This window comes from Streptomyces deccanensis, from assembly GCF_022385335.1.
Classification (GTDB): domain Bacteria; phylum Actinomycetota; class Actinomycetes; order Streptomycetales; family Streptomycetaceae; genus Streptomyces; species Streptomyces deccanensis.
The window spans coordinates 4,450,003-4,473,468 of sequence record NZ_CP092431.1; the positions used below are offsets into that span (position 1 = coordinate 4,450,003).

The following is a 23,466-nucleotide window of genomic DNA, read 5'->3' on the forward strand; positions in this document are numbered from 1 at the left end:
GCCCGGCCCACCAGGCCCACCCGGCTCGCCTGACCCACTCATCCCGCTCATCCAGCCATCATCGCCTCAACCCCGCGCCGAGGGGAGAAGGCGCCCGCTCACCCCGGCCAGACGATCGCCTGCGTCTCGCTGTACGCGTGCAGCGCGTACGAGCCCACGTCGCGTCCCACCCCGCTCTGCTTGAAGCCGCCGAACGGGGCCTCCATGTTGCGGCCGACCGTGTTCACGCCCACGCCGCCCGCCCGCAGGCGCCGGGCCACCCGGAAGGCTCGGGCGACGTCGCCGGACCAGACGTAGTCGATGAGGCCGTAGTCGCTGTCGTTGGCGAGGGCGACGGCTTCGTCCTCGTCGTCGAAGGGGAGGGCGACGACGACCGGCCCGAAGATCTCCTCGCGGACGACCCGCATGTCGGGGGTGCAGTCCGCCAGCAGGGTCGGCGCCACCCAGAAACCCCGCTCGTACGGCGGCCGTTCACCCCCCGCCACCACCCGCGCGCCCTCCTTGCGGCCCAGCTCGACGTACGACTCGACGCGGTCGCGGTGGGCCGCCGAGATCACCGGCCCGACCACCGTGCCCGGCGCGCGCGGATCGCCGACCGGCAACCGCGCGGCGTAGGCGGCCAGTTGGGCCACCAGCCGGTCGTACACGCCGCGCTGTGCGATCACCCGCGTCGGCGCCGTGCAGATCTGCCCGCTGTAGAAGGTGAAGGTGGTGGCGATGCCTGCGACGGCCGCGCCGAGGTCCGCGTCGTCGAAGACGACCGCCGCGCCCTTCCCACCCAGCTCCATCAGCTGGCGCTTCATCCCGCGCCCGCACACCTCCGCGATCCGCCGCCCGACCGCCGACGAGCCGGTGAAGCTCACCATGTCGACGTCCGGTGCGTCCACGGCTGCCTCACCGACCTCCGGCCCCGACCCGCCCACCACGTTCACCACACCCGGCGGAACACCGGCGGCCTCCAGGGCCTCCGCCATGCGGTGGACGGAGAGCGGGTCCTGCGGGGCCGGTTTCACGACCACCGTGTTGCCCATGGCGAGGGCGGGGGCGATCTTCCCGGCCGGGTTGGCCCAGGGGTTGTTGTACGAGGTGATGCAGGTGACCACGCCCACGGGCTGGCGTACGGCGAGGGCGCCCATCACGGCCGCCTTCCCGAAGGGCCCGGCCTCGTTGATCTGGGGCGCGATCGGCTCCTCCACCGGCTCCACGCGCGCGTACCGCTGGAAACGGGCGGCACCCACCCCGACCTGCATGCCCCGCGCCGTCCCGGTCGTCGCACCGCTCTCGGCCTGCGCGAGCGCGGCGTACGGGACGAGGTGGCGTCGTATGTGGTCCGCCGTACGGGCGAGGATCGCGGCCCGCTCGGCGGCGGGCGTCCTCGACCACGGGCCGAAGGCCTCCCGGGCGGCGGCGGCCGCCGCGTGCACCTGTTCCCGCGAGGCCTCCGGCGCCCACCCGACGACCTCCTCCGTCGCCGGGTCGACCACCGGATAGTGCCCGCCGTCGGGCTCCACCCAGGAGCCCCCGATGAACAGCCGCCGCCGCTGCGAGGACTCCTCCGACGCCCCCTCCGAGGACTTCTCCGACGCCCCTCCCGAAGACTCCGGCCGACTCACCGCGTACTCACCGTCCGCGTGTCCCGCCCACTGCGCAACACCTTGCCGGGCACGGCGCCCGTCACCACGTCGTCGCGGATCGCCTCGACTCCGTTGACCCAGACCGCCCGTACGCCGATCGCCTTGGAGTCGAGGCGCGGGCTGTCACCCGGCAGGTCGTGCACCAGGGTGGCCTTGCCCGCGTCGACGCGCTCCGGATCGAAGAGGACGAGGTCCGCGTGCCACCCCTCCCGCACCTGACCCCGTTCCCGCAGGCCGAAGAGGCGGGCCGGGTCGTCGGTGAGCATCTTCACCGCCTGCTCGAGACCGACGAGCTTGCGTCCGCGCAGACAGTCGCCGATGAACCGGGTGGTGTACGGGGCGCCGCACATGCGGTCCAGGTGGGCGCCCGCGTCGGAGCCGCCGAGGAGGACGTCCTCGTGCCGCCAGGTCTCGGCGCGCAGCGTCCAGGAGTCGGGGTCGTTGTCGGTGGGCATGGGCCACAGGACCGTACGGAGATCGTCGGCGGCGCAGATCTCCACCAGGCACTCGAACGGTTCCTGCCCCCGCTCGGCGGCTATGTCCCGCACGACGCGCCCGGTGAGGCCCTCGTTCGCCGCGCTGTAGGTGTCCCCGATGACGTACCGGCCGAAGTTGGCGAGCCGCCGGAAGACGCCCGCCTCCTTGGAGTCCGCCCGGCGCAGCATCTCCGCCCGCACCTCGGGGTCGCGCAGGCGTTCGATCCGCTCGGGCACCGGCAGGCCGAGGATCGGACCCCAGCCGGGGATCAGGTTCAGCGCGCAGAACGTGCCCAGCGACATGTTCATCGGGGTGAGGATCGGCATGGTGAGGGCGACCACCCGGCCGCCCGCCTTCCGGGCCCGCTCGCTCGCCTCCAGCTGCCTCGGTACGCGTTCGGGGACGGCCGAGTCGATGGTGAGGACGTTCCAGTTGAGGGGGCGCCCGGCCACCGCGCTCATCTCGACGAAGAGGTCGATCTCGTCGTCGCTGAACTGGTCCAGGCAGCCGGCGACGATCGCCTCGATCTGGGTCCCCTCGTGCTCGCCCACCGCCCGCGACAGCGCGATCAGTTCGGCGGGTCGCGCGTGCCGGGAGGCGACCGGCTGCCCGTCCCCGTCGCTGTGCGTCGAGGACTGCGTGGTCGACAGCCCCCAGGCCCCGGCGTCCATCGCCTCGTGGAACAGCCGCAGCATGGCGTCCAGTTGCTCGGCGCTCGGCTGCCCGCCGATGGCGTCGGGCCCCATCACGTACCGCCGCAGCGCGCAGTGCCCGACCATGAACCCGGCGTTGACCGCGATCCGCCCTTCGAGCGCGTCCAGGTACTCCCCGAAGCCACTCCAGGTCCAGGGCGCCCCCTCCTCCAGCGCGACGAGCGACATCCCCTCGACCTTGGACATCATCCGCCGTGTGTAGTCCGCGTCCTCGGGACGGTCGGGGTGCAGCGGCGCGAGCGTGAACCCGCAGTTCCCGCCCGCGACGGTGGTCACCCCGTGGTTGAGCGACGGCGTCGCGTACGGGTCCCAGAACAACTGCGCGTCGTAGTGCGTGTGCGGGTCGACGAACCCGGGCGCGAGCACGAGCCCGGCCGCGTCCTCGACCGTACGGGCCTCCTCGGTCACGCTCCCGATGACGGCGATACGGCCGTCCCGTATCCCGACATCGGCGGTGTACGCGGGCGCGCCGGTCCCATCGACGACGGTCACACCTTTGATGACATGGTCGAGCATGCCTCTCCCCTCCGGGTGCCTGGAATTGTTTAGGGGCGCGGGGAACTGCGCGAGCAACCACGACGGACCCGCAGCCGCCGAACGAACCTCACCCGGCAGCCCGGAACCGCGACGTCCGATGCACAGGATCCGTGTCGATCTTCGGAATCACGTGCTCCCCCACCAACCTGATCGTCTGCAGCGTCGCGTCCTTCGGCACCCCCACCGGCAACCCGAAGCTCAACTGATCCGCCCCGGCCTGCTCCCACCGCTTGCACTGCCGGAAGACCTCGTCCGGATCGCCGCAGATCAACAGCTCTTCCTCGATGAGCAGTTCGATGAACTCCTCGTTGTACTCGGGCAGCGTCTCCGGCCACACGGGGAAGCCGTCCGGCCGGGGGAACGTGTCGTGGTAGCGGAAGACGAGCGACGGCAGATAGTGCAGCCCGCCGTTGACCGCGATGCGCACCGCCTCGTCGTGCGTGGGCGCGCAGATCGCGGTGGTCGTCACCATCACGTTGTCGTTGACGAAGTCCCCGATGGGCTCGGCGTCGACGATGGCGGTCTTGTACTTCTCCAGCACCCACTCCATGTCGGAGACCTTCTGCACACTGAAGCCGAGCACCCCGAGCCCCTTGCGCGCGGCCATGGAGTACGAGGGCGGCGACCCGGCGGCGTACCACATCGCGGGGTGCGACTTCCCGTACGGCTTGGGCAGGATCTTGCGCGGCGGCAGCGACCAGTGCTTGCCCTGGAAGCCGACGTACTCGTCCTGGAGCCACATCTTGGGGAACTCGGCGATGGTCTCTTCCCAGATCTCCTTGGTGTAGTTCATGTCGGTCACCCCGGGGATGAACCCGAGGATCTCGTGCGAGCCGGCGCCGCGCCCGCTGCCGAACTCGAAGCGACCCTCGGTGAGATGGTCGAGCATGGTGACCTTCTCGGCGACCTTCACGGGGTGGTTGACCTGGGCGAGCGGGTTGAAGATGCCGGAGCCGAGGTGGATCCGGTCCGTCGCGTGCGCCAGGTAGCCGAGGAAGACGCCGTTGGCCGACAGGTGCGAGTACTCCTCCAGGAAGTGGTGCTCGGAGGCCCACGCGTACTTGAAGCCGGACTTGTCGGCCTGGATGACGTACTCGGTCTCCTCCATCAGCGCCTTGTGCTCCGCGAGGGGGTCGGTCTCGGCCCGCTTGCCCACGTATCCCTGTACAAAGAGCCCGAATTCCAAGGAGGTTCACCGTCCTCAGCCATACCCGGCAGTCGTCGTCTCGACCGTTCCTGACCGTTTCTGACTGTACGTCAGATCTCGGTACGGCCGACTGTTCCACCGGCCCCGTGGAGCGTCAATAGCTGACGTGCCGTCAGATACGTGCTCGGCCGGGCCCGAGCACGGTCAGAGGCTCACCCCGGCCAGCCAGCCCCCGTCGATCACGAAGGGCTGCCCGGTGATGTAGGAGGAGTCGGCACAGGAGAGGAAGAGGGCGAGGCGGGCGACCTCCTCGGGGCGGCCGATCCGGCCGAGCGGGATGCGCTTGCGGTAGAGCTTGTCGACGGCCTCGGCGGACACCTCGTCGCCCGGGTCGGTCATGGCGGTGTCGACGGCGCCGGGGCAGACCGCGTTGACCCGGATGCCCTTGCGGGCCAGCTCCAGCGCGGCGACCCGGGTGAGCCCGACGATCGCGTGCTTGGTCGCCGCGTACGCGCCGACGTACGCCATGCCCGTCATCCCGGTGTACGAGGCGGTGTTGACGATCGTGCCGCCGCCGGCCGCCTCGATCTCGGGGGCGAGGGTCTTGATCCCGAGGAAGACGCCGACCTGGTTGACCCGCACCACCTGCATGAACTCGTCGAGAGGGGTGTCGACGAGGGAGTTGAAGCGCAGCACCCCGGCGTTGTTGACCAGCCCGTCCACGCGGCCGTACGCACCCTTGGCCGCGGCCACCGCGGCGGTCCAGTCGCCCTCGCGGCTCACGTCCAGGTGGACGTAGAGCGCGCCGATCTCCTTGGCGAGGGCCTCCCCCTGGTCGTCCAGGACGTCGGCGACGACGACCTCGGCCCCCTCCGACCGGAACAGCCGCACCTCCTGCTCGCCCTGGCCACGCGCGGCACCTGTGACGAGGACGACACGTCCGTCGAGCTTGCCCATGGGGACTCCCATCGCGGTGTGTTGGTCGAGGTCAGGGTACCGGCAGACCTGACGATGCGTCAGTCCGGCGGCCGACAGCTTGCTTCTGCGATGACAAGTGACCGGAGAGTAGGGACATTTGACTCTGTCCACTGGCTGTACAGGGCCCCAATAATCCTCCATCGGAAGGTAAAGCAACTCCCAAGGAGAGACAGTCATGGCAGCCAAGAGGCGCTTCAAGAACAAGAAGGTCCGATACTTGGCGATCGGCGCTTCGCTCGTGACCGGCGCGGCCACCGTCACCGTACTACTGCCTTCGGCCAACGCCGCCGACGAGCCGTCCGTCGAGCGGATCATGAGGATGTGCGAAAGGACTGCCAAGCTCAACGGAAAGCAGCAGTCGGTGAGCGATTTCAAGGGCGGACTCGGCGATGGATTCGAATCCGATACCTGTGATTTCGTCGAGACGAAGTTCGAGACCTTCGACGGTCCCACGGAGAAGGTCACCGTCGATTTCCCGAACTGCGAGCCGAACGCCACGGAGCCGGCGAAGGTGACCACCGAGTTCTCGAAGGCGGTGGGCCAGGGCCAGGGCAAGTACACCGCGACCCAGCAGGGCGCACTCGGCGGGCTCTTCGGGGCCCTGAGCGGCGGCTGGGTGAAGCACAAGGGCACGCTGGACATGACCGTCAAGACGGCCACCGCCAGCGAGTCGGAACAGCGGGAAGTTCCTGTGGGCAAGGTCATGCATGTGACCTTCACGCCGAAGATGCAGCGCATGACCGGCGAATGGCGGGTGCACCTCGACGCCGACCCCGGCAGCTTCGCCGTGAACCCCTCCCCCGAGAAGAACTTCGTGGCGCCGGAGGTCGTCGAGGGCCCGGTCATCCTGGACAGCGCCGCGGGCACCCCCGGCCTGGCGGACGGCACCACGAAGGTCGTCCTGGAGGACTGCTGACCTCCCCCCACCCCCTCTCTCCATCCCCGCCCCCTCCCCCCACCAGCTCTTCCCTCTCGATCCGACCCCTTTCGCAGGAGACCCCCATGACACGCACAGGGCGCAGCGGCAACCACCGCAGCAAGAAGAAGCGCATCACCCTCGCGCTGGCGCCGGTCGCCGCCCTCGGACTGGCCGTCCCGCTGATGTACAGCGCGGGAGCCGCCACTCCCGACGAGGTGGCCACCGACTGCCGTACGGACTCGGACAAGCTGGAGAACTGCGAGTTCGTCGACGTCCAGTTCAAGGCCAACAGCCTCGGCCCCAACGAGCGGGTCACCTCGGTGACCGACAACTGCGGGGTCGGCACCGCGGCGACGAAGACCTTCAGCGGCACGGCGTCGGTGACCCGCGTCATTCAGCTGGAGGACGGTTTCAACACGGACGGCAGTACGAAACTGGCCAGCTCCGTCTTCGAGATCGGCGTCAAGTTCGCCACCCAGGAATTCAACATCAAGCGCGACGACACGACGTCGTCGTTCTCCTTCTCCAGGTCCGACACGGTCAAGGCGGACCACATCGCCTTCTTCATGTGGTCCCACAAGCGCACCGACGTGAGCGGTTTCCTCAAGGCCACCTACAAGGAGGCCCAGGACGGCCAGAAGGTGTTCTTCTCGCCCAGTGAGAACGCCACGAGCGTCCACGTCTTCTACCCGCAGCTCCTGCCGAGCGGGACGCCGGACGGCCGGCTCTGGCTGCGTAATGTGAAGTGCGATTCCCCGCAGGCGAACGGAATCCTCAACAGTGAGGGAAGCGTCCGCGCCGAGCCCGGATTCGAAGAGGGTGGCGCGAACGTGACCGACGTCGAGGTGCCGCTCTCCGAAGTCACCATCCAATAGCGCCCGGAGAAAAGAAAAGCCGAACGATCCCCCGTGCCACGCGCGGGGGATTTTTCAGGAGACCGTCAGAGCGTTCTCATACGCGAACCGCGGAGGCCGCGCCCAGCCATCTCAGCACGGCCTCCGTGCTCCCGCGGGCATCCAGCTTGGCGTAGATGTTGCTGAGGTTGTTGCGGACGGTCTTCTCGCTCAGCGTCAGTCGGAGCCCGATCTCCTGGGCGCCGAGTCCGGTGGAGAGGAGCTCCATGATCTGGCGTTCACGCGGCGAGAGCAGGGAGCGCAGGTGCTCCGTCGCCTGCCCCTGCTCCGGCAGTTGTCGCGCCGCGTCGCGGATGGCGGCGCATGCTACGGGCGAGAAGGAGGTGTGGCCGACGGTGGCGGCCACGACCGCGGAGGACAGCATGCAGGTGCAGTAGTCGCCCTCGACCAGATACCCGGCCCCGCCCCGGAACACCTCCACCACGGTGTCGGCGTCCTGCCGGGGGCTGACGACGATCACCGGGGCGCGCATGGAGCCCATGGCCTTCAGCAGCCCGGCGAAGGACTCCGACGGGTCCTCGCAGTGCAGGACCACGACATCCGCCTCGGTCTCGCGCAGTTGACTGTAGGGCGGCGGGACGAGGAGCGCGCTGCTCACGTACCGGTCGTCGGGGGCCGGCCAGTCGTCGTGCGGCCACCGACCCGGGGCACAGGCCAGGGCGACGGACAGGCCCGGGGACGACGGTGAGGGTTGGCGGGGTGGGTGTGCCGGGACGCGGGAGGGACGTGCGGGACCAGCTGAAACGGGGGTGCCGGTGTGCTGGGACGTTCTGACGTGCCGGGGGGATCGCACCTCGCGTGTCCTTCCGCCGAAGCCATGACTCCCCTACATACGTGACTCCGGCGCCGGTTGTTCGAAGTTTCAAGAACGAACCGCGAAGCTGTCAGACAGGTTGACCGCTCGCCACCACCGTGACGGCCGAAACCCGCCCGTCCCGAACTAGATTGCGGGGAAAGGCAGTTGGCCCACGAGCCGTGTCGATGCGCGGAGACAGGGTCGCTCCGGCGGGGGTCGGGCCGAGGTGCGGTGGGTCCGGTAATGGGGTGAGCATGACGAGCCGATCCGACACACTGGTTCGATGCGGCCCGATCATGAACAGCCTTTGTCCGGTGGCAACGTCAGTGAGGGTGTCGTTCGCGTCGGGGACACCGTTCGCCGTCCGGCCGGACCGTGGACTCCCGCTGTGCATGCCCTGCTCGCCCATCTGCACGAGGTGGGATTCGACTCGGCTCCTCGCCCGCTCGGCATTGACGATCAGGGGCGTGAGGTCCTGACCTTCATGCCGGGAGATGTGGTCTGGCCCGACCGGTTCTCGCTGATGGAACCCGCTCGGCAACTCGCTCGCGTCGCACGGCTGATCCGGGACTTCCACGACGCCGTGCAGGACTTCACGCCGCCCTCCGATGCGCGGTGGCAGACGCTGATCCCCGCCGAGGGCAGTGACATCATCGCCCACAACGACCTGGCCCCCTGGAACCTCGTGGTCGCGGACGAGGCGCGGTGGGCCTTCATCGACTGGGACGGTGCGGGTCCCGGCTCACGCCTGTGGGACGTCGCCTACGCCATGCACGGGTTCATCCCACTCTCCGCGCATCCGGACTGGCAGAGCCCGGACGCGGCGAACCGACTGCGAGCCTTCGCCGACGCCTACGGTCTGGCGGAGTCCGAGCGCCGTGAGTTGGTCCCTCTCCTGGGGCGCCGTACGCGTTCCATGCACGACTTCCTGCGCGACCAGGCAGCCCAAGGAGTCCAGCCCTGGTCAAGGCTGTGGGCCGAAGGCCACGGCGACGCCTGGCGAAACGACGCCGAGTACATCGAGCAACGCGAAGACGAGTGGACGCGGGCGCTGCTGGCCGGCTGATGCATCAGTGCCCGTGCTTAACTCCCGGCGTCGTACGAGCCCGCACCACCGATCGCCCTGGCAGCTTGCCGAACAGCATGAGGAGTCCGGGAAATGCGTAGCGAGTTGTCGCGCGTGTCGGGACACTGCGTCGGTGACCGGTTCCGCACTGCCTCAACTGCTTCGGCCTCGTGCCCTGAAGCCCGGCGATCTCGTCGTTGTCGCAGCACTCTCCGGACCGCTGGACGCGGTGCACGAGCCCGACCTCCAGCAGGCGGTGGCCGTGCTCGAGCAGATGGGGTTCCGGGTGCGTCGGGCACCGCTGCTCGAAGCGGGGCGGCACCGTTGGTGGAGCGCGGCCGCGCCGACGGAGATCGCCGGGGAGTTCAACGTTCTGCTGCGTGATCCTGAGGTGCGCGGGATCATCGCGCACGACGGCGGGCAGACCGTACTCGGTTACCTCGACCTGATCGACTTCGAGGCGATCGCGGCCGACCCCAAGCCGATCCTCGGCTACAGCGACATCTCACTGTTGCATCTGGTGCTCTACGCGCGTACCGGACTGGTCGGATTCCACGCCGACGTGGCCACCCATGGACTTGGCGGGCACTGGCAGTCCGCGCCCGCGGCACGGAGAGCAGAACTCGAAAAGCTCTACTCGACGCTGCTGACCGGCGACGAGGCGATCGGTGCGCTGCCGGCCACCCCGTCGTGGGAGTGCTGGCGCGCCGGTCGCACCGAAGGCCGGCTGATCGGCGGAGTGATCAACCGTGTCGCGCTGGTGCAGGCGACGTCTTTCGCGCTGCCACTCGAATGCTTCGACGGCGCGGTGCTGTTCTGGGAGGAGGCGGGCGGCCAGGCATCGCATGTGTGGAGTTATCTGCAGGTACTGCGGCACGCTGGCATTCTCGATCGGATCTCCGGCATGGTCGTGGGCGTTCCGGACGGGATCGACGGGCTCGGCACGGCCGATGCTCCTGACACATCACCGACCCTGGCCGAGATAGTCCTCGACGTCCTCGGCGACCGTGATATCCCCGTCCTGGGCAACGTCGAGTTCGGGCACGCCGGCCCGAATCTGCCGATGCCGGTCGGCATCCGCGTCGGCCTCGATGCGCACCGGCGGACATTGTCGCTGCTCGAACCGGCGGTACGGCCGCTGGCGACGACGGGGCCGGTCGGCTGAGCAAACGGATCAGCGAGCCAACTGCCGCGGCAGCAGCCCAGGACGAGTGCGGGACTCGTGCGACGGGTGGGCGGTAGGGTCCGCGAGTGCGTTGATCTGCCGGGCGGTGGCCGAGTGCCGCCGCAGAGGATGCGAGTGACCCCGGCGCGTCGCGGGGCCGCCCGGTTCGGCATACCCGTCCTCCACCCATACCGGAGATCACGCCATGACCACCCCTCGGCCCCGCATGTCCTACGACTACGACACGTTCGTCGAACTCGCCACCGCCGACCCCGCCGTCGTCGGCCTCGTCCTCAAGGGCTCCCGGGCCCACGAGGGCATGACCACCGCGCACTCGGACCACGACCTGTACGTCGTCCTCGCCGAGGACGCGTCGACGGCCCTGACCCGGTTCGCGGGGCACCGCACCCCCGAGCTCGACCTCGTCGTCCTGACCCTCGACGAGTTCCGCGCCGCCGGGATGCCCGGCTTCGAGCGGTACGCCCTCGCCCGCGCCCGGGTCGTGCTGGACCGTCTGGACGGAGGGATCACCCGGATCCTGTCCGCCAAGGCCCGGCTCGACGCCGACGAGGCCCACGGGCAGGCGGCCGGGTACCTCGACGCCTACGCCAACTCCCTCTACCGCTCGGTCAAGAACGCCCGCGACGGCGAGCCCGTCGCGGCCCGCCTGGACGCCGCCGACAGCGTCCGCTTCCTCCTGGAGACCCTCTTCGCCCTGGACCGCCGCCCCCGCCCCTACAACAAGTACCTGGCATGGGAGCTGACCCGTTACCCCCTCCCCGACTGGCCCACCGCCCCACTCCTCGGCGCCGTTCAGCACATCACGGCCACGGGCGACGTAGCCGCACAGCGCCACCTTTTCGCCCAGGTCGAGACCGTGACCCGCCGGGCCGGACACGGCCCGGTCCTGGACGCGTGGGGCGAGGACCTGCGGCTCATGCGGCCGCGGTAGGGCTGCGGCCGGCTCGGTGGCGGCCGGTGCCGCGCTCAGTCGGGCAGGTCCCAGCCCGGTCCTTCGGGTGAGCCGAGCCAGACCCGCGGAGCGAGAGCAGCGGCGCCGCGCATCAGCTTCTGCCGGCCGGACCAGGCGGCCCGTCCACTACGTACACCCCCATGCCGGTCACCGTCTCGACGAGACCCTCGTCCTTCAGCACCTTCACAGCCTTGCGCAACGTGTCGCGGGCCACGCCGAACTCGGCTTCCAGCTCGACAAGGCTCGGGATGCGGCGGCCGACCGGGATGGTCCCGTCCGTGATGCGGGCACGCAGGTTGTCGGCGATCTGGCGATAGGGCGGGACTGGCCCCTCCCGGTCAATGGTCATGATCGAACACAGTAGGAGGCGAGCGTGTACCTGCCATAGCTACCCCAGAGGATAGACGGGGGTAGTACACCTCGTCTACGCTGCGGAGACACAGACCCCGGCGAGGTTGTGGGACCTCCCGGGGCACGGCCACCAGCTGAAAAGGAGCTGATGACAGTGAGCATTATCCACGCGTTCCTACGGTGGGCTCTGGGCACCTTCGCGCCCGGCACCGGCAAGAGGCGGGCCGGTACCGGCCTGCACGAGCCCGACACCAGGTACATGCCGGAGGCACCCTTGACGACAGCTGCCGAAGGGCCCCCGATCCCTCGCTCGCCGTACGGTCTCGACCAGGGCCCCTTCGACGGCTCCGCCTCCCCCCTCGTCCGCCCCTACCTCCTCGCCGTCGAGCGGGAGCAGGCACGGCAGTCCCGGCGGCGGCTCGCGTTGGTGTTGGCCGCCGACTTCGGTATCGACCTCGACCGTCATGTGGTCGGCGCGGAGCGGGCGGTGGCGTGTTGAGCCCGGCGGAGGCGGACGCGGCGCTGTCTGCCGAGTGCGCGCTCGCCGGGCGGCCCGCCTACGCGGATCCGCACCGGCGGTGTCGGCAGGCCGCCGAAGTACCCCTGCCGGGAGCCACGGGCCTGCTGATGCCCCCGTGCCAGTGCTCCTGCCGCGCACCCGGCTCGGACAGGGCCTGGTGAAAGCTGGGCGGTACCCCGAGAACGGGGCCTCCCGGCTGACCATTCGTATCTACCGAATCCGCCCCGACGGCGAGACCGACGGCGCCCCGCGGCATCGCATCGTCATCAGCGCGCACGACACCGAGCGCCTGCCGCAGTCGCAAGTGTGGCCGCCGTGCGGATGCCCTCGCTGCCGGACGGAGGGGGAGACGGGGCCCCGGTAGCCAGGAGCCTCACCATCAGCCGCCTGCCCCGACACGGCCCCCGCGACAGGGCGGGCGGCTTCTAAAGGTCTGGCCCCACCTCGGCCCCGAACGCCTCCATCTGGTCCACGAGTTCACTCGCGTCCCGACTCCGGAACCGCACCTGGATCTGCCCCACCCCCATCGCCCCGTAAGCGCGCAAGGAATCGGCGATCGCGGTCGGGCTCCCGGTGAGGGTGCGGCGTCCGACGTCCCACCCCGGCTCGCCCACGTACAGCGGCTCGGTGATCGCGCCGATGGTGAAGGGGCCGGTGACGCCCGCCTCCTCCCGCAGTCGCCGGAGTCGGGCGATCTGCGCCGGGAGGCGGTCGCGGGGGTCGCCCTGCGGCAGCCAGCCGTCGCCCCGGACGGCGGCCCGGCGGACGGCGGCGGGGGACGAGCCCCCGACCCACACCGGGATGCGGGCCTGGGCCGGGCGGGGGCGTTGGCCGAGGTCGTCGAAGTCGTACAGCTTGCCGTGGTGGGAGGGGAACTCGTCCGGGCCGAGGGCCGCCCGCAGCGCGTCCACGCACTCGTCCAGGACCGCTCCCCGCCGTTCGAAGTCCACCCCCAGCGCCTCGAACTCCTCCCGTACGTGCCCGGCGCCCACGCCGAGGATCAGCCGGCCGCCGGAGAGGTGGTCGAGGGTGGCGTACTGCTTCGCCGTGAGGAGCGGGTGGCGCAGGCCGACGACCGCGACATGGCTGAGCAGCCGGACCCGTTCGGTGACGGCGGCCAGGTAGGCGAGCGTGGCGACCGGGTCGTACCAGACCGTGCCCATCGCGGGCGCGAGCCGACGCGGGACGGCCACGTGGTCGCAGACGGCGACATACGCGAACCCCGCCCGGTCGGCAGCCCGCGCGACCTCGGCCAGCTCCGCCGCCCCGGCGTCCGCCTCCCAGGTCTCGGCGTAGAGGGTGCTCTGCGACTGGACAGGCAGCTGCATCCCGTAGCGAAGCACCGCACCCGCCCCGCCCGAAGACCACTCACCGCCCCCGCCCGAGGACCGCTCACCGCCCCCGCCCGAAAGCCGCCCCTCGGACCCGTCCGAAGACCGTCCCCCGGCCCCACTCAACGGGCGCTCCCCGACCCCGCCAGAAGGCCGCCCCTCGGAACCGCCCCAAGACCGCCCCCCGGCCCCACTCGACGACCGCCCCCCGCCCCCGCTCAACGGGTGCTCCCCGGCCCCGCCCACAACCCCTCCTCCGTCAGCCCCAGCAGCTCGATCGCGTTCCGTCGCACGATGCGGTCGACGACATCCGCGTCCAGGTGGCCCATCTGGGCCTCGCCGACCTGGCGGGACTCGGGCCAGGTGGAGTCGGAGTGGGGGTAGTCGGTCTCGTAGAGGACGTTGCCGACGCCGATCGCGTCCAGGTTGCGGAGCCCGAACGCGTCGTCGAAGAAGCAGCCGTAGACGTGGTCGGCGAACAGCTCCGACGGCGGGCGGTGGACCTTGTCCGCGACGCCGCCCCAGCCCCGGTTCTCCTCCCAGACGACGTCCGCGCGCTCCAGGATGTACGGGATCCAGCCGATCTGGCCCTCCGCGTACATGACCTTGAGGTTCGGGAAGCGTTCGAACTTGCCGCTCATCAGCCAGTCGACCATCGAGAAGCAGCAGTTGGCGAAGGTGATCGTCGAGCCGACGGCGGGCGGCGCGTCCGCCGAGGTGGACGGCATCCGGCTGGACGAGCCGATGTGCATCGCGACGACCGTGCCGGTCTCGTCGCAGGCCGCGAGGAAGGGGTCCCAGTCGTCGGTGTGGACGGAGGGCAGGCCCAGGTGCGGGGGTATCTCCGAGAAGGCCACGGCGCGGACCCCGCGCGCCGCGTTGCGGCGGACCTCCGCCGCCGCCAGCTCCGCGTCCCAGAGCGGGATGAGGGTGAGGGGGATCAGGCGTCCCTGTGCCGCAGGCCCGCACCACTCCTCCACCATCCAGTCGTTGTACGCCCGGACGCCGAGCAGCCCCAGCTCACGGTCCGCGGCCTCGGTGAACGTCTGGCCGCAGAAGCGCGGGAAGGTCGGGAAGCAGAGGGCCGACTGGACGTGGTTGACGTCCATGTCCGCGAGGCGCTGCGGGACATCGTACGAGCCGGGGCGCATCTGCTCGTAGGTGATGATCTCCAGTTTGATCTCGTCCCGGCTGTATCCCACCGCCGTGTCCAGGCGGGTCAGCGGGCGGTGCAGGTCCTCGTAGACCCACCAGTCGCCGATGGGGCCGTCGTCGCCGGGGGCGCCCATCACGGGCTTGAAGCGGCCGCCGAGGAACGTCATCTCCTTCAGCGGCGCGCGGACCACTCGGGGCCCGATGTCGAGGTACTTCTTCGGCAGCCGGTCCTGCCAGACGTCCGGTGGCTCCACCGTGTGGTCGTCGACGGAGATGATCTTCGGGAAGGCCGCCGGGGCGGGGATGCTGGTGGAATCCGTGGCGCTCGTCTCCATGGTGTCCATGTCCGTCACGGTAGCGCTGATCTGACGAACCGTCAGCTACGGTTCGCCGACAACCCCCGCCGCGAAGAGTCTGTGTGGACCTCGTGACATCCCGCGCGGCTCCCTGTGATCGACCTCTCGCACGGCTGACGGATCTGCCATGAACAAGGCAAACTGGCCTGGATATCAGGAGGCCATAGGGGGCTGTCGATGGGCGGTGGACCGGGAGTGCCGGAGGTCGGTGGGCCGCGAGTGCCGGAGCAAAGGACCGCAATGGACGCCGAGACCGTGACACCGGCCCCCGAGGACCCGGCCGAGCTGCGCTTCAGCGTGCTCGGACCCGTGCGGGCCTGGCGCGGCTCCGAACCCCTCGCCACCGGTTCGCCACAGCAACGCGCGCTGCTCGCCGCACTGTTGCTCCGCGAGGGCCGCACCGCCACCGCGAGCGAGCTGATCGACGCGCTGTGGGGCGACGAGCCGCCCTCCCAGGCGCTGGCCGCCGTACGGACGTACGCCTCCCGGCTGCGCAAGGTGCTCTCCCCCGGCGTCCTGGTCAGCGAGTCCGGCGGATACGCGGTCCGCGCGCTGTCCCCCGGCGCCCTGGACCTCGCCGTGGCCCAGGAGTTGGCGACGGACGCGGAGAAGGCCAAGAACTCCGGGGATCTGTGCCAGGCCCGCCGGCTGCTGAACAAGGCGCTCGGGCTGTGGGACGGCGAGGTCCTGGCGAGCGTTCCGGGGCCGTACGCGGAGACCCAGCGGGCCCGCCTCGACGAGTGGCGGCTCCAACTGGTCGAGTCCCGGCTGGACATGGACCTGGAGCAGGGCTGCCACGCGGAAGCGGTGTCCGAGCTGACCGCCCTCACCGCCGCGCACCCGTTGCGGGAGCGACTGCGCGAACTGCTGATGCTGGCGCTCTACCGCAGCGGACGCCAGGCGGAGGCCCTCGCGGTGTACGCGGACACCCGCCGCCTGCTCGCGGACGAACTCGGCGTGGACCCGCGCCCCGGCCTGCGGGAGTTGCAGCAGCGCATCCTGCGAGCCGATCCCGGCCTCGCGGAACCCTCCGCGCCGCTGGCCCCCGAGCCGGCCGCCGCCCCGGTCCGTCCGGCCCAGCTTCCCGCCACCGTGCCCGACTTCACCGGCCGCGCCTCCCTCGTCGAGGATCTGAGCGCGGTGCTGGCGCAGGCCTCCGCCGCCGAGGGCCAGGTGATGGCCGTCTCCGCGCTGGCCGGCATCGGCGGCGTCGGCAAGACGACCCTCGCGGTGCGGGTGGCCCACCAGGCCAGAGGGGCCTTCCCCGACGGCCAGTTGTACGTCGACCTCCAGGGCGCCGGCGCCCGCCCGGCCGAGCCGGAGACGGTCCTCGGCGCCTTCCTGCGTGCCCTGGGCACGGCCGACTCGGCGATCCCCGACTCCCTCGCGGAACGGTCCGCCCTCTACCGGTCGGTCCTGGACGGCCGCCGGGTGCTGGTGCTGCTCGACAACGCGCGCGACGCCGCCCAGGTACGGCCCCTGCTGCCGGGGACGGCGGGCTGCGCGGCCCTCGTGACCGCCCGGGTGCGCATGGTGGACCTGGTCGGCGCGCATCTCGTCGACCTGGACGTGATGTCCCCCGACGAGGCCCTGCGGCTCTTCACGAAGATCGTCGGCGAGGAGCGTGTCGCGGCGGAACGCACGGCCGCCCTCGACGTCGTCGCGGCCTGCGGTTTCCTGCCCCTCGCCATCCGCATCGCCGCCTCCCGGCTGGCGGCGCGCAGAACCTGGACGGTGTCCGTCCTGGCCGCGAAACTCGCCGACGAGCGGCGGCGGTTGGACGAGCTGCAGGCCGGCGACCTGGCGGTGAAGGCCACCTTCGAGCTGGGCTACGGCCAGCTGGAGCCCGCGCAGGCCCGGGCTTTCCGGCTCCTCGGCCTGGCTGACGGCCCGGACATCTCGCTGGCCGCCGCGGCCGCCGTACTGGACCTGCCGCCGGAGGAGACCGAGGACCTGCTGGAGATCCTCGTCGACACGTCCCTCCTGGAATCCGCCGCGCCGGGCCGCTACCGCTTCCACGATCTCGTCCGGCTCTACGCGCGTGCATGCGCCGAGCGGGACGAACAGCCGCCGAGCGAACGGGAGTCGGCGATGTCGCGGCTGCTGGACCACTATCTGGCGACGGCCGCGGGGGTGTACGCGATCGAGCGGCCGGGGGACCGACTCCCGGACGAGTGGGAGGCGACGGAGTACGCGGGACTCCGTTTCACCGACGGGTCCGCGGCCCTGGACTGGCTGTACAGCGAGGCGGCCTCGCTGCTGGCCTGCGTGCGGCAGGCGGCGGGCACGGACCGGCTGCGCCGCGCGGTCGACCTGCTCTGGGCGGCCAGGGACCTGGCCGAGTCGGGAGCCAACTCGCACCAGTACGAGACGACGGCCGCGGCCATGTGCGAGGCGACGCAGTCGGCCGGGGACGTGCGCGCGGAGGGCAGGGCACGCAACACCCTCACCGGTGTGCTGCTGGTCTCCGGCCGTATCCAGCAGGCGGCGGAGTCGTCACGGCTCGCCATGGAGTGCGCGTCCGCGGCCGGGGACGCCACCGCCCACAGCTGGGCCGCCCAGGACCGAGGACTCATCGCACTCCACCAACACCGGTACACGGACGGCAAGGTCTTCTTCGACCAGGCCATAGAAGGGTTCCGGGCAGCGGGCAACGGCCTCTGCGAGGCGACAGCCCTCTGCAACCTCTCACGGGCCTACATCGGCATGGGCAACACCGCGAAGGCCATCGAGTTCGCGCAGCACGGCCTCGCGGTCCACATCGACGTGGGCAGCACGATGCGGCTGGCCAACGGGCACTACGCCCTCGGAGTGGCGCTGACCAAGGCGGGCCGTCACACGGAGGCGCTCGGCCAGTTCTCCCAGGCCCTGACCATCTTCGTGGATCACCGGCAGCGGCTCTGGGAGGGAACCACCCAGTTCAGGATCGCGGAGGCGCACATCGCCGGGCGGCGGCCGGCCAAGGCGGCCCAGCACGCCGAACAGGCCCTCGCGCTCGGCTGCATCGGCGGTGACCGGACGCGGGGGAGCGTCCTGACGCTCCTGGGCCGTGCGCTCGCCTCCCTGGGGCAGGCGGACCGCGCGAAGGCCTGCTGGAGGGAGGCGCTCAACCTGTTCGAGCAGAACGACGCGGACGAGGCCGACGACGTACGCGCGCTGCTCTCGCCCGCCGCGGCCGCCTGACCGAGGAGACGCCCCCGCGCGCCGCCTGGACGTTCAGCATTCGTTTATCCCGGCCCGGCACTCTCGTACCTGTCACACCGTCGCGTCGGGGGGCAGGCGGTCTGACCAGGAGTCCTACCAGTTATGGTGCGGCTCCGTACGCCCGTCCAGCGGTCCTCGGGGGAGCCTCTGGACGGGCGTTCCTCATCAGTCACCACAGCAGAGGAACGCGACCATGAGTGACAAGAAGAAGGCAGTGGACGCCACCCCGCTGGACAACAACATGCCCAGCGAGCCGGTCAAGCACGACCTCACGACTCTCGACAACAACATGCCCACCCCGCCGAAGAAGGTCCTGGGTGACGGCCCCCAGGACAACAACATGCCCAGCGAGCCCGTCGACACCGAGGCCATCACGACCCTCGACAACAACATGCCCGCGCCGCCCGCCCTGGACCTGGACGGCGGAAAGTAAGGGCGCACCGGACTCCCTTCCCACGGGGATCGGCCGCGGTGGCGCGGAGGGGGAGCCACCGCGGCCGAGGTGTGTCCGGGGAGCGGGCCGGTACGAGCGAGGAGAGGACCAGGATGGGCGCAGCGAAGGTCGGACCCGGTGCTCCCGTCGCCTCGCGGCCGGAGAGGACACCCGCGGCGCTGCGCGCGGCCCTGGAGCGGGTCGCCCCGCACCGCGTGGGCGAGATGGAACGGCAGAAGGACGAGGCGATCACGCTGGCGGCCCGCACGGGCAGCCTCGCCCCGATCACCCGGTTCCTCGACACCTGGGCCGTGGCCGTGGAGATCGCCCGCGTCCCCGCCACCGCCGCGCGCCTACGCACCGCCGAACACACCGCCCGCACCGTGAACCCCGACGACCCCGCCTGGCGCAAGGCCATGGAGGAGATCCACACCCTCCACACGGCGGCCCGACAGTCCCTGAACAACACCTGACCGTAGGCCGGACGGCTACTGGGCGGCGGCCGGGCCGCCGTGTGGAGGGCGGGCGGCGGCTGCGCGGTGGCTGAGCCGAGACTCTCCCGCCGGTCCAGCCACACCCCGCTACCACCCCCGCAACTCCCCCTTCACCACCTTCCCGCTCGCGTTGCGCGGCAGTTCGCCCACGAAGTGCACCGCCCTCGGCACCTTGTAGTTGGCCATTTCGCGGCGGGACCAGGCGATGAGGTCGTCGGCGGTCACGAGGGAACCCGGGCGGCGGACGACGAACGCCTTGCCGACCTCGCCGAGGCGGGGGTCGGGGACGCCGACGACCGCCACGTCCGCGACATCCGGGTGGAGGCCGAGGAGTTGCTCGATCTCGGCGGGATACGCGTTGAACCCGCCGACGATGAACATGTCCTTGAGCCGGTCGGTGATCCGGAGGTTGCCGTCCTCGTCCAGGACGCCGATGTCGCCGGTGCGGAGCCACCCGTCGGCGGTGACCGTGCGCGCCGTCTCGGCGGGATCCTCGAAGTAGCCGCGCATGACGTTGAAGCCACGGACGAGGACCTCTCCGGGGGAGCCGGGCGGCAGAGGGGCGCCCAGCGGATCGACGACCCGCACCTCCGTCCCCGGGATTGCCCGTCCGGACGTCGACGCGATCACCGACGGCTCGTCGCCGCGCCGGCACATCGTGACGATGCCGGACGCCTCGGACAGGCCGTACGCCGTCAGCACGGTGTCCACGCGCAGCTCGGCCCGCAGCCGTTCGACGAGCCGGAGCGGGACCACCGCCGCGCCCGTCACCACCAGGCGCAGCGCGCTGAGGTCGTAGTCGTCGCGGGCGGGGTGGTCCAGGAGGGACTGGTGGAGCGTGGGCGGCCCGGGCAGGACCGAGACCCGCTCGGCCGCCACGTTGGCCATCGCCGTCTCCACGTTGAACACCGGCTGCGGGATCATCGTCGCGCCCCGCATCAGGCAGGCGATCACCCCGGCCTTGTAGCCGAAGGTGTGGAAGAACGGGTTCACGATGAGGTAGCGGTCACCCTGCCGGAGCCCGGCCAACTCGCTCCACACCTCGTACGCCCGCAGCGTCTGCGCGTGGGTGATCACCGCGCCCTTGGGCCGGCCGGTCGTCCCGGACGTGAAGATGATGTCGGAGGGCGAATCACCCGTCAGTCCGGCCGACCGCGCTCGTACCTCCGCCGCACTCACCCCGTCGCCGCTCGCCAGGAAGTCCTTCCAGGTGCGGAAGTCCGCGGGGGCGTCGTCCGAGAGCACCACCACCTGTTCCAACTGCGGCAGCCCGGGCAGCGGCCCCGGCGGCTCGCACCCGCTCCCGACCGCCTCCGGCGCCCGCAGCCGCCCCCCGTCCGCGCCCGCCGCGCGCCGGAGCGAGGCCACGTACGAGGTGCCGAGGAACGTTCCGGTGACGAACAGCAGCTTCGCCCTGCTGCGTGCCAGCACGTCCGCCGCCTCACCGCCCTTGAAGCGGGTGTTCAGCGGGACGAGGACCGCGCCCGCCGAGACCGCGCCGAGCGCGGAGACGATCCAGTCGAGGGAGTTCGGCGCCCAGAGGGCGACCCGGTCCCCGACCCGCACCCCGTTCGCCACGCACGCCGCCGCCGCGCGCTCCACCCGGGCGCCCAGCTCCGCGTACGACACCCGGGTCCGTCCGTCGACGACGGCCTCGACCCCGGCGAACCGTTCGGCCGCCGCGCGGACCAGCCCCGGGACGGTCCCCCACGCCAGATCTCCGCGCCCCTCCACGCCACCGTTCACAGCAGGCCTCCGTACCCGAGAACCAGTGTCCAAGTGCGCCAGCGGCAGCCGGACATCCGACCGGACACCCGCCGGATGTCCGGTCGGACATCCGTAGCTGACTACCCGTCAGATTAGCTGTACCCTGACGGACTGTCAGCAGCCGAAAGCCCCCGTGCGGAGGTGTGCCTTCATGGCCGTGCTCAAGGACGCGACAGCCATCGTCGGCATCGGCCAGACCCCTTTCGCCAAACAACTCCCGGAGAGCGAACGGGCGTTGGCGTGCCGCGCGATCCTCGCCGCGCTCGACGACGCGGGTATCGCGCCCGACGAGGTGGACGCGCTCGCCTCCTACACGATGGAGGAGACGGACGAGGTCGAGGTGGCGAAGGCGCTGGGCCTCGGTGACCTCACCTTCTTCAGCAAGGTCGGCTACGGCGGCGGCGGTTCGTGCGCCACGGTCGCGCACCTCGCCGCCGCGATCGCCACCGGCCAGGCCACGGTCGGCGTCGCCTGGCGGTCCCGCAAACGCGGCTCGGGCCCCCGCCCGTGGAAGAACACCACGGTCCAACTCCCCACCCCGGCCCAGTGGACCCGCCCCTACGGCCTGCTGCGCCCCGCCGACGAGATAGCCATGCTGGCCCGCCGCCACATGCACGAGTACGGCACCACCCGCGACCACCTCTTCAACGTGGCCCTCGCCTGCCGCAACCGGGCCAACCAGAACCCGGCCGCGATCATGTACGAGCGCCCCCTGACCCGCGAGATGTACATGAACTCCCGCTGGATCAGCGAGCCCCTGTGCCTCTTCGACAACTGCCTGGAGACCGACGGGGCGTTGGCGTGCGTGGTGGTCTCCGCCGAGCGCGCCCGCGACTGCCGCCGCACCCCCGTCTACGTCCACTCCGCCGCCCAGGGCCTGCCCGCCCAGCACCACGGCATGGTCAACTACTGGAACGACGACCCGCTGACCGGCCCCGCCTGGACCGCCGCCCGGCACCTCTGGAAGCACGCGGACCTCACCCCGGACGACATCGACGTCGCCCAGATCTACGACGCGTTCACCGCCCTGATCCCCCTGTCGCTGGAGGGGTACGGCTTCTGCGCGCGCGGCGAGGGCGGCGCGTTCACCGAGGGCGGCGCCCTGGAGACGGGCGGCCGGCTCCCCCTGAACACCTCCGGGGGCGGCCTCAGCGAGGCGTACGTCCACGGCTTCAACCTGATCAACGAGGGCGTACGGCAGCTGCGCGGCACCAGCACCGCCCAGGTCCCGGACGCGGCGACCTGTCTGGTGACGGCGGGTGAGGGGGTACCGACCTCCGCCCTGCTGCTGAGGAACTGAGGAGTCGAGACATGCTGACACCGGTGGTGGACGACGACGGCGCCCCCTTCTGGGAGTACGCCGCGCGGGGCGAACTACGGATCCAGGCCTGCGCCGACTGCGCCGAACTCCGCTTCCCGCCCCGCCCCTGCTGCCCGCACTGCCGCTCCTTCGCCACCGAGTGGCGCCGGGTCTCGGGCCGGGGCCGTATCTGGTCGTACGTCCGCCCGCACCCGCCGCTCCTCCCCGACTACGCCGAGCAGGCCCCGTACCACGTCGTCCTCGTCGAACTGACCGACGCGCCCCGCATCCGCCTCGTCGGCAACCTGGTGAGCGGGCCGGGTGCCCGGCTGGACTCGGTCCCGGCCGAGCGGATCCGGATCGGGGCGAGGGTGCAGGTGGTGTTCACCCCCACCGGCCTCCCCCAATGGCTACTGGAGCGACCGTGACCCTGCGCACGACGACGGACAGGACCACGGGCGTGGCCCTGCTGACCCTGGACCGTCCGGAGCGACTGAACGCGATCGACTTAGCAATGGCAGAACAACTCACCGAATTCTGGCTGGAGTTGCGGTACGACGACTCGGTACGGGCGGTCGTCGTGACCGGTGCCGGCGAGCGCGCCTTCTGCACGGGCCTCGACCGGGACGCGGCGACGGCCGTCCCGCAGCCGAACTCCCCGTACGCGATCGAGGACCCCCTCCTCAGGATCGGCCCGAAGTCCAACGACTGCTGGAAACCGCTGATCGCCGCCGTGAACGGCATGGCGTGCGGCGGGGCCTTCTACCTGCTGGGCGAGTCGGAGTTCCTCGTCGCCGACCCCTCCGCCACCTTCTTCGACCCCCACACCGGCTACGGCATGGTCAGCGCCTTCGAGTCGATCCTGATGGCCCAGCGCATGCCGTACGGGGAGGCCGCGCGCATGGCCCTGCTGGGCACCGCCGAGCGGATGTCGGCCCGGCGGGCGCGGGAGGTGGGGCTGGTGTCGGAGGTGACGGAGCCCGGCGAGGCGGTCGCCGCGGCCGTACGGTGCGCGGAGATCGTCGCCGGGTATCCGACGGAGGCCGTCCAGGGCACGGTACGGGCCTGCTGGGCGGCGTCGGAGGCGGCGCGGACCCACGCCCTGGCGCAGGCACCGCACCTGATCTCCCTGGGCAACCTCCCGGCCGACCGGCAGTCCGAGCTGTTCGCCGGACGCCGGCCGGGCGGGTTCCGGGTGCGGTGAGCCCCGGCGCGGAGCCAAGAAGCGAGCCTCAG

General features: G+C 71.1%; 21 protein-coding genes. 12 read left to right on the top strand and 9 right to left on the bottom strand.

The genetic code is table 11. The features are described from left to right. Positions 1-98: 98 nt before the first annotated feature. From L3078_RS19765 to L3078_RS19780, 4 genes are all read right to left on the bottom strand, one after another. Positions 99-1,532 (bottom strand): aldehyde dehydrogenase family protein, encoded by a 1,434-nt coding sequence (locus tag L3078_RS19765; protein WP_239760386.1) that lies wholly within the window; start codon positions 1,530-1,532, stop codon positions 99-101. Between the two features lie 77 nt (positions 1,533-1,609). Continuing rightward, positions 1,610-3,340, bottom strand: coding sequence for an N-acyl-D-amino-acid deacylase family protein (locus L3078_RS19770; RefSeq protein WP_239755230.1), 1,731 nt, complete (start codon positions 3,338-3,340; stop codon positions 1,610-1,612). 88 nt (positions 3,341-3,428) lie between these two features. Further along, positions 3,429-4,547, bottom strand: a complete 1,119-nt coding sequence (locus L3078_RS19775; RefSeq protein WP_338059512.1) for an LLM class flavin-dependent oxidoreductase — start codon at positions 4,545-4,547, stop codon at positions 3,429-3,431. 165 nt (positions 4,548-4,712) lie between these two features. Beyond that, positions 4,713-5,465 (bottom strand): SDR family NAD(P)-dependent oxidoreductase, encoded by a 753-nt coding sequence (locus tag L3078_RS19780; RefSeq protein ID WP_239755231.1) that lies wholly within the window; start codon positions 5,463-5,465, stop codon positions 4,713-4,715. A gap of 196 nt (positions 5,466-5,661) precedes the next feature. Between L3078_RS19780 and L3078_RS19785 the strand changes: the two genes are divergently transcribed. Both L3078_RS19785 and L3078_RS19790 read left to right on the top strand, forming a co-directional pair. Beyond that, on the top strand, positions 5,662-6,402 hold the full coding sequence (locus L3078_RS19785) for a hypothetical protein (protein WP_239755232.1): 741 nt from the start codon (positions 5,662-5,664) through the stop codon (positions 6,400-6,402). 86 nt (positions 6,403-6,488) lie between these two features. Beyond that, complete coding sequence (locus tag L3078_RS19790; RefSeq protein WP_239755233.1) at positions 6,489-7,280, top strand: hypothetical protein; 792 nt, start codon at positions 6,489-6,491, stop codon at positions 7,278-7,280. 76 nt (positions 7,281-7,356) lie between these two features. Here the strand turns inward: L3078_RS19790 and L3078_RS19795 are convergent, their stop codons facing one another. Next, positions 7,357-7,917: a LuxR C-terminal-related transcriptional regulator gene (locus tag L3078_RS19795; RefSeq protein WP_420864077.1), complete on the bottom strand. Its 561-nt coding sequence runs from the start codon at positions 7,915-7,917 to the stop codon at positions 7,357-7,359. Positions 7,918-8,398: 481 nt separating this feature from the next. Between L3078_RS19795 and L3078_RS19800 the strand changes: the two genes are divergently transcribed. From L3078_RS19800 to L3078_RS19810, 3 genes are all read left to right on the top strand, one after another. Continuing rightward, entirely contained in the window at positions 8,399-9,181 is a 783-nt protein-coding gene (locus L3078_RS19800) for a phosphotransferase enzyme family protein (RefSeq protein ID WP_239755234.1), read from the top strand. 133 nt (positions 9,182-9,314) lie between these two features. Beyond that, a complete protein-coding gene (locus L3078_RS19805) occupies positions 9,315-10,346 on the top strand; it encodes a S66 peptidase family protein (RefSeq protein WP_239755235.1) in 1,032 nt (343 codons plus the stop codon). 205 nt (positions 10,347-10,551) lie between these two features. Further along, positions 10,552-11,298, top strand: a complete 747-nt coding sequence (locus L3078_RS19810; RefSeq protein ID WP_239755236.1) for a hypothetical protein — start codon at positions 10,552-10,554, stop codon at positions 11,296-11,298. A gap of 112 nt (positions 11,299-11,410) precedes the next feature. On the opposite strand, the gene L3078_RS19815 is transcribed toward L3078_RS19810, so the two are convergent. After that, the gene (locus tag L3078_RS19815; protein ID WP_239755238.1) at positions 11,411-11,668 is read right to left on the bottom strand and encodes a GntR family transcriptional regulator; all 258 of its coding nucleotides are present in this window, start codon (positions 11,666-11,668) and stop codon (positions 11,411-11,413) included. Between the two features lie 150 nt (positions 11,669-11,818). Between L3078_RS19815 and L3078_RS19820 the strand changes: the two genes are divergently transcribed. Beyond that, entirely contained in the window at positions 11,819-12,169 is a 351-nt protein-coding gene (locus L3078_RS19820; protein WP_239755239.1) for a hypothetical protein, read from the top strand. Positions 12,170-12,615: 446 nt separating this feature from the next. Here L3078_RS19820 and L3078_RS19825 read toward each other — a convergent pair whose 3' ends face one another. Further along, the gene (locus L3078_RS19825) at positions 12,616-13,518 is read right to left on the bottom strand and encodes an LLM class F420-dependent oxidoreductase (protein ID WP_239755240.1); all 903 of its coding nucleotides are present in this window, start codon (positions 13,516-13,518) and stop codon (positions 12,616-12,618) included. 221 nt (positions 13,519-13,739) lie between these two features. Continuing rightward, complete coding sequence (locus L3078_RS19830) at positions 13,740-15,020, bottom strand: amidohydrolase family protein (protein ID WP_239755241.1); 1,281 nt, start codon at positions 15,018-15,020, stop codon at positions 13,740-13,742. Positions 15,021-15,272: 252 nt separating this feature from the next. Here L3078_RS19830 and afsR point away from each other — a divergent pair, with 252 nt between their 5' ends. From afsR to L3078_RS19845, 3 genes are all read left to right on the top strand, one after another. Next, the gene (gene afsR, locus L3078_RS19835) at positions 15,273-18,215 is read left to right on the top strand and encodes an SARP-family global regulator AfsR (RefSeq protein WP_239755242.1); all 2,943 of its coding nucleotides are present in this window, start codon (positions 15,273-15,275) and stop codon (positions 18,213-18,215) included. Positions 18,216-18,429: 214 nt separating this feature from the next. Further along, positions 18,430-18,669, top strand: coding sequence for a hypothetical protein (locus L3078_RS19840; RefSeq protein WP_239755243.1), 240 nt, complete (start codon positions 18,430-18,432; stop codon positions 18,667-18,669). Between the two features lie 113 nt (positions 18,670-18,782). After that, positions 18,783-19,142, top strand: a complete 360-nt coding sequence (locus L3078_RS19845) for a DUF6247 family protein (protein WP_239755244.1) — start codon at positions 18,783-18,785, stop codon at positions 19,140-19,142. 108 nt (positions 19,143-19,250) lie between these two features. On the opposite strand, the gene L3078_RS19850 is transcribed toward L3078_RS19845, so the two are convergent. After that, positions 19,251-20,909, bottom strand: a complete 1,659-nt coding sequence (locus L3078_RS19850; protein ID WP_239755245.1) for a fatty acid--CoA ligase family protein — start codon at positions 20,907-20,909, stop codon at positions 19,251-19,253. A 172-nt stretch (positions 20,910-21,081) separates the two neighbouring features. Here L3078_RS19850 and L3078_RS19855 point away from each other — a divergent pair, with 172 nt between their 5' ends. The 3 genes from L3078_RS19855 to L3078_RS19865 are packed head-to-tail and all read left to right on the top strand — an operon-like array spanning position 21,082 to position 23,434. Then, positions 21,082-22,230 (top strand): lipid-transfer protein, encoded by a 1,149-nt coding sequence (locus L3078_RS19855; protein WP_239755246.1) that lies wholly within the window; start codon positions 21,082-21,084, stop codon positions 22,228-22,230. 11 nt (positions 22,231-22,241) lie between these two features. Beyond that, positions 22,242-22,658, top strand: coding sequence for a Zn-ribbon domain-containing OB-fold protein (locus L3078_RS19860; protein ID WP_239755247.1), 417 nt, complete (start codon positions 22,242-22,244; stop codon positions 22,656-22,658). Next, entirely contained in the window at positions 22,637-23,434 is a 798-nt protein-coding gene (locus tag L3078_RS19865) for an enoyl-CoA hydratase/isomerase family protein (protein ID WP_420864078.1), read from the top strand. Before L3078_RS19860 ends, L3078_RS19865 begins: the two co-directional genes overlap by 22 nt. The last annotated feature ends 32 nt before the right edge of the window (positions 23,435-23,466 follow it).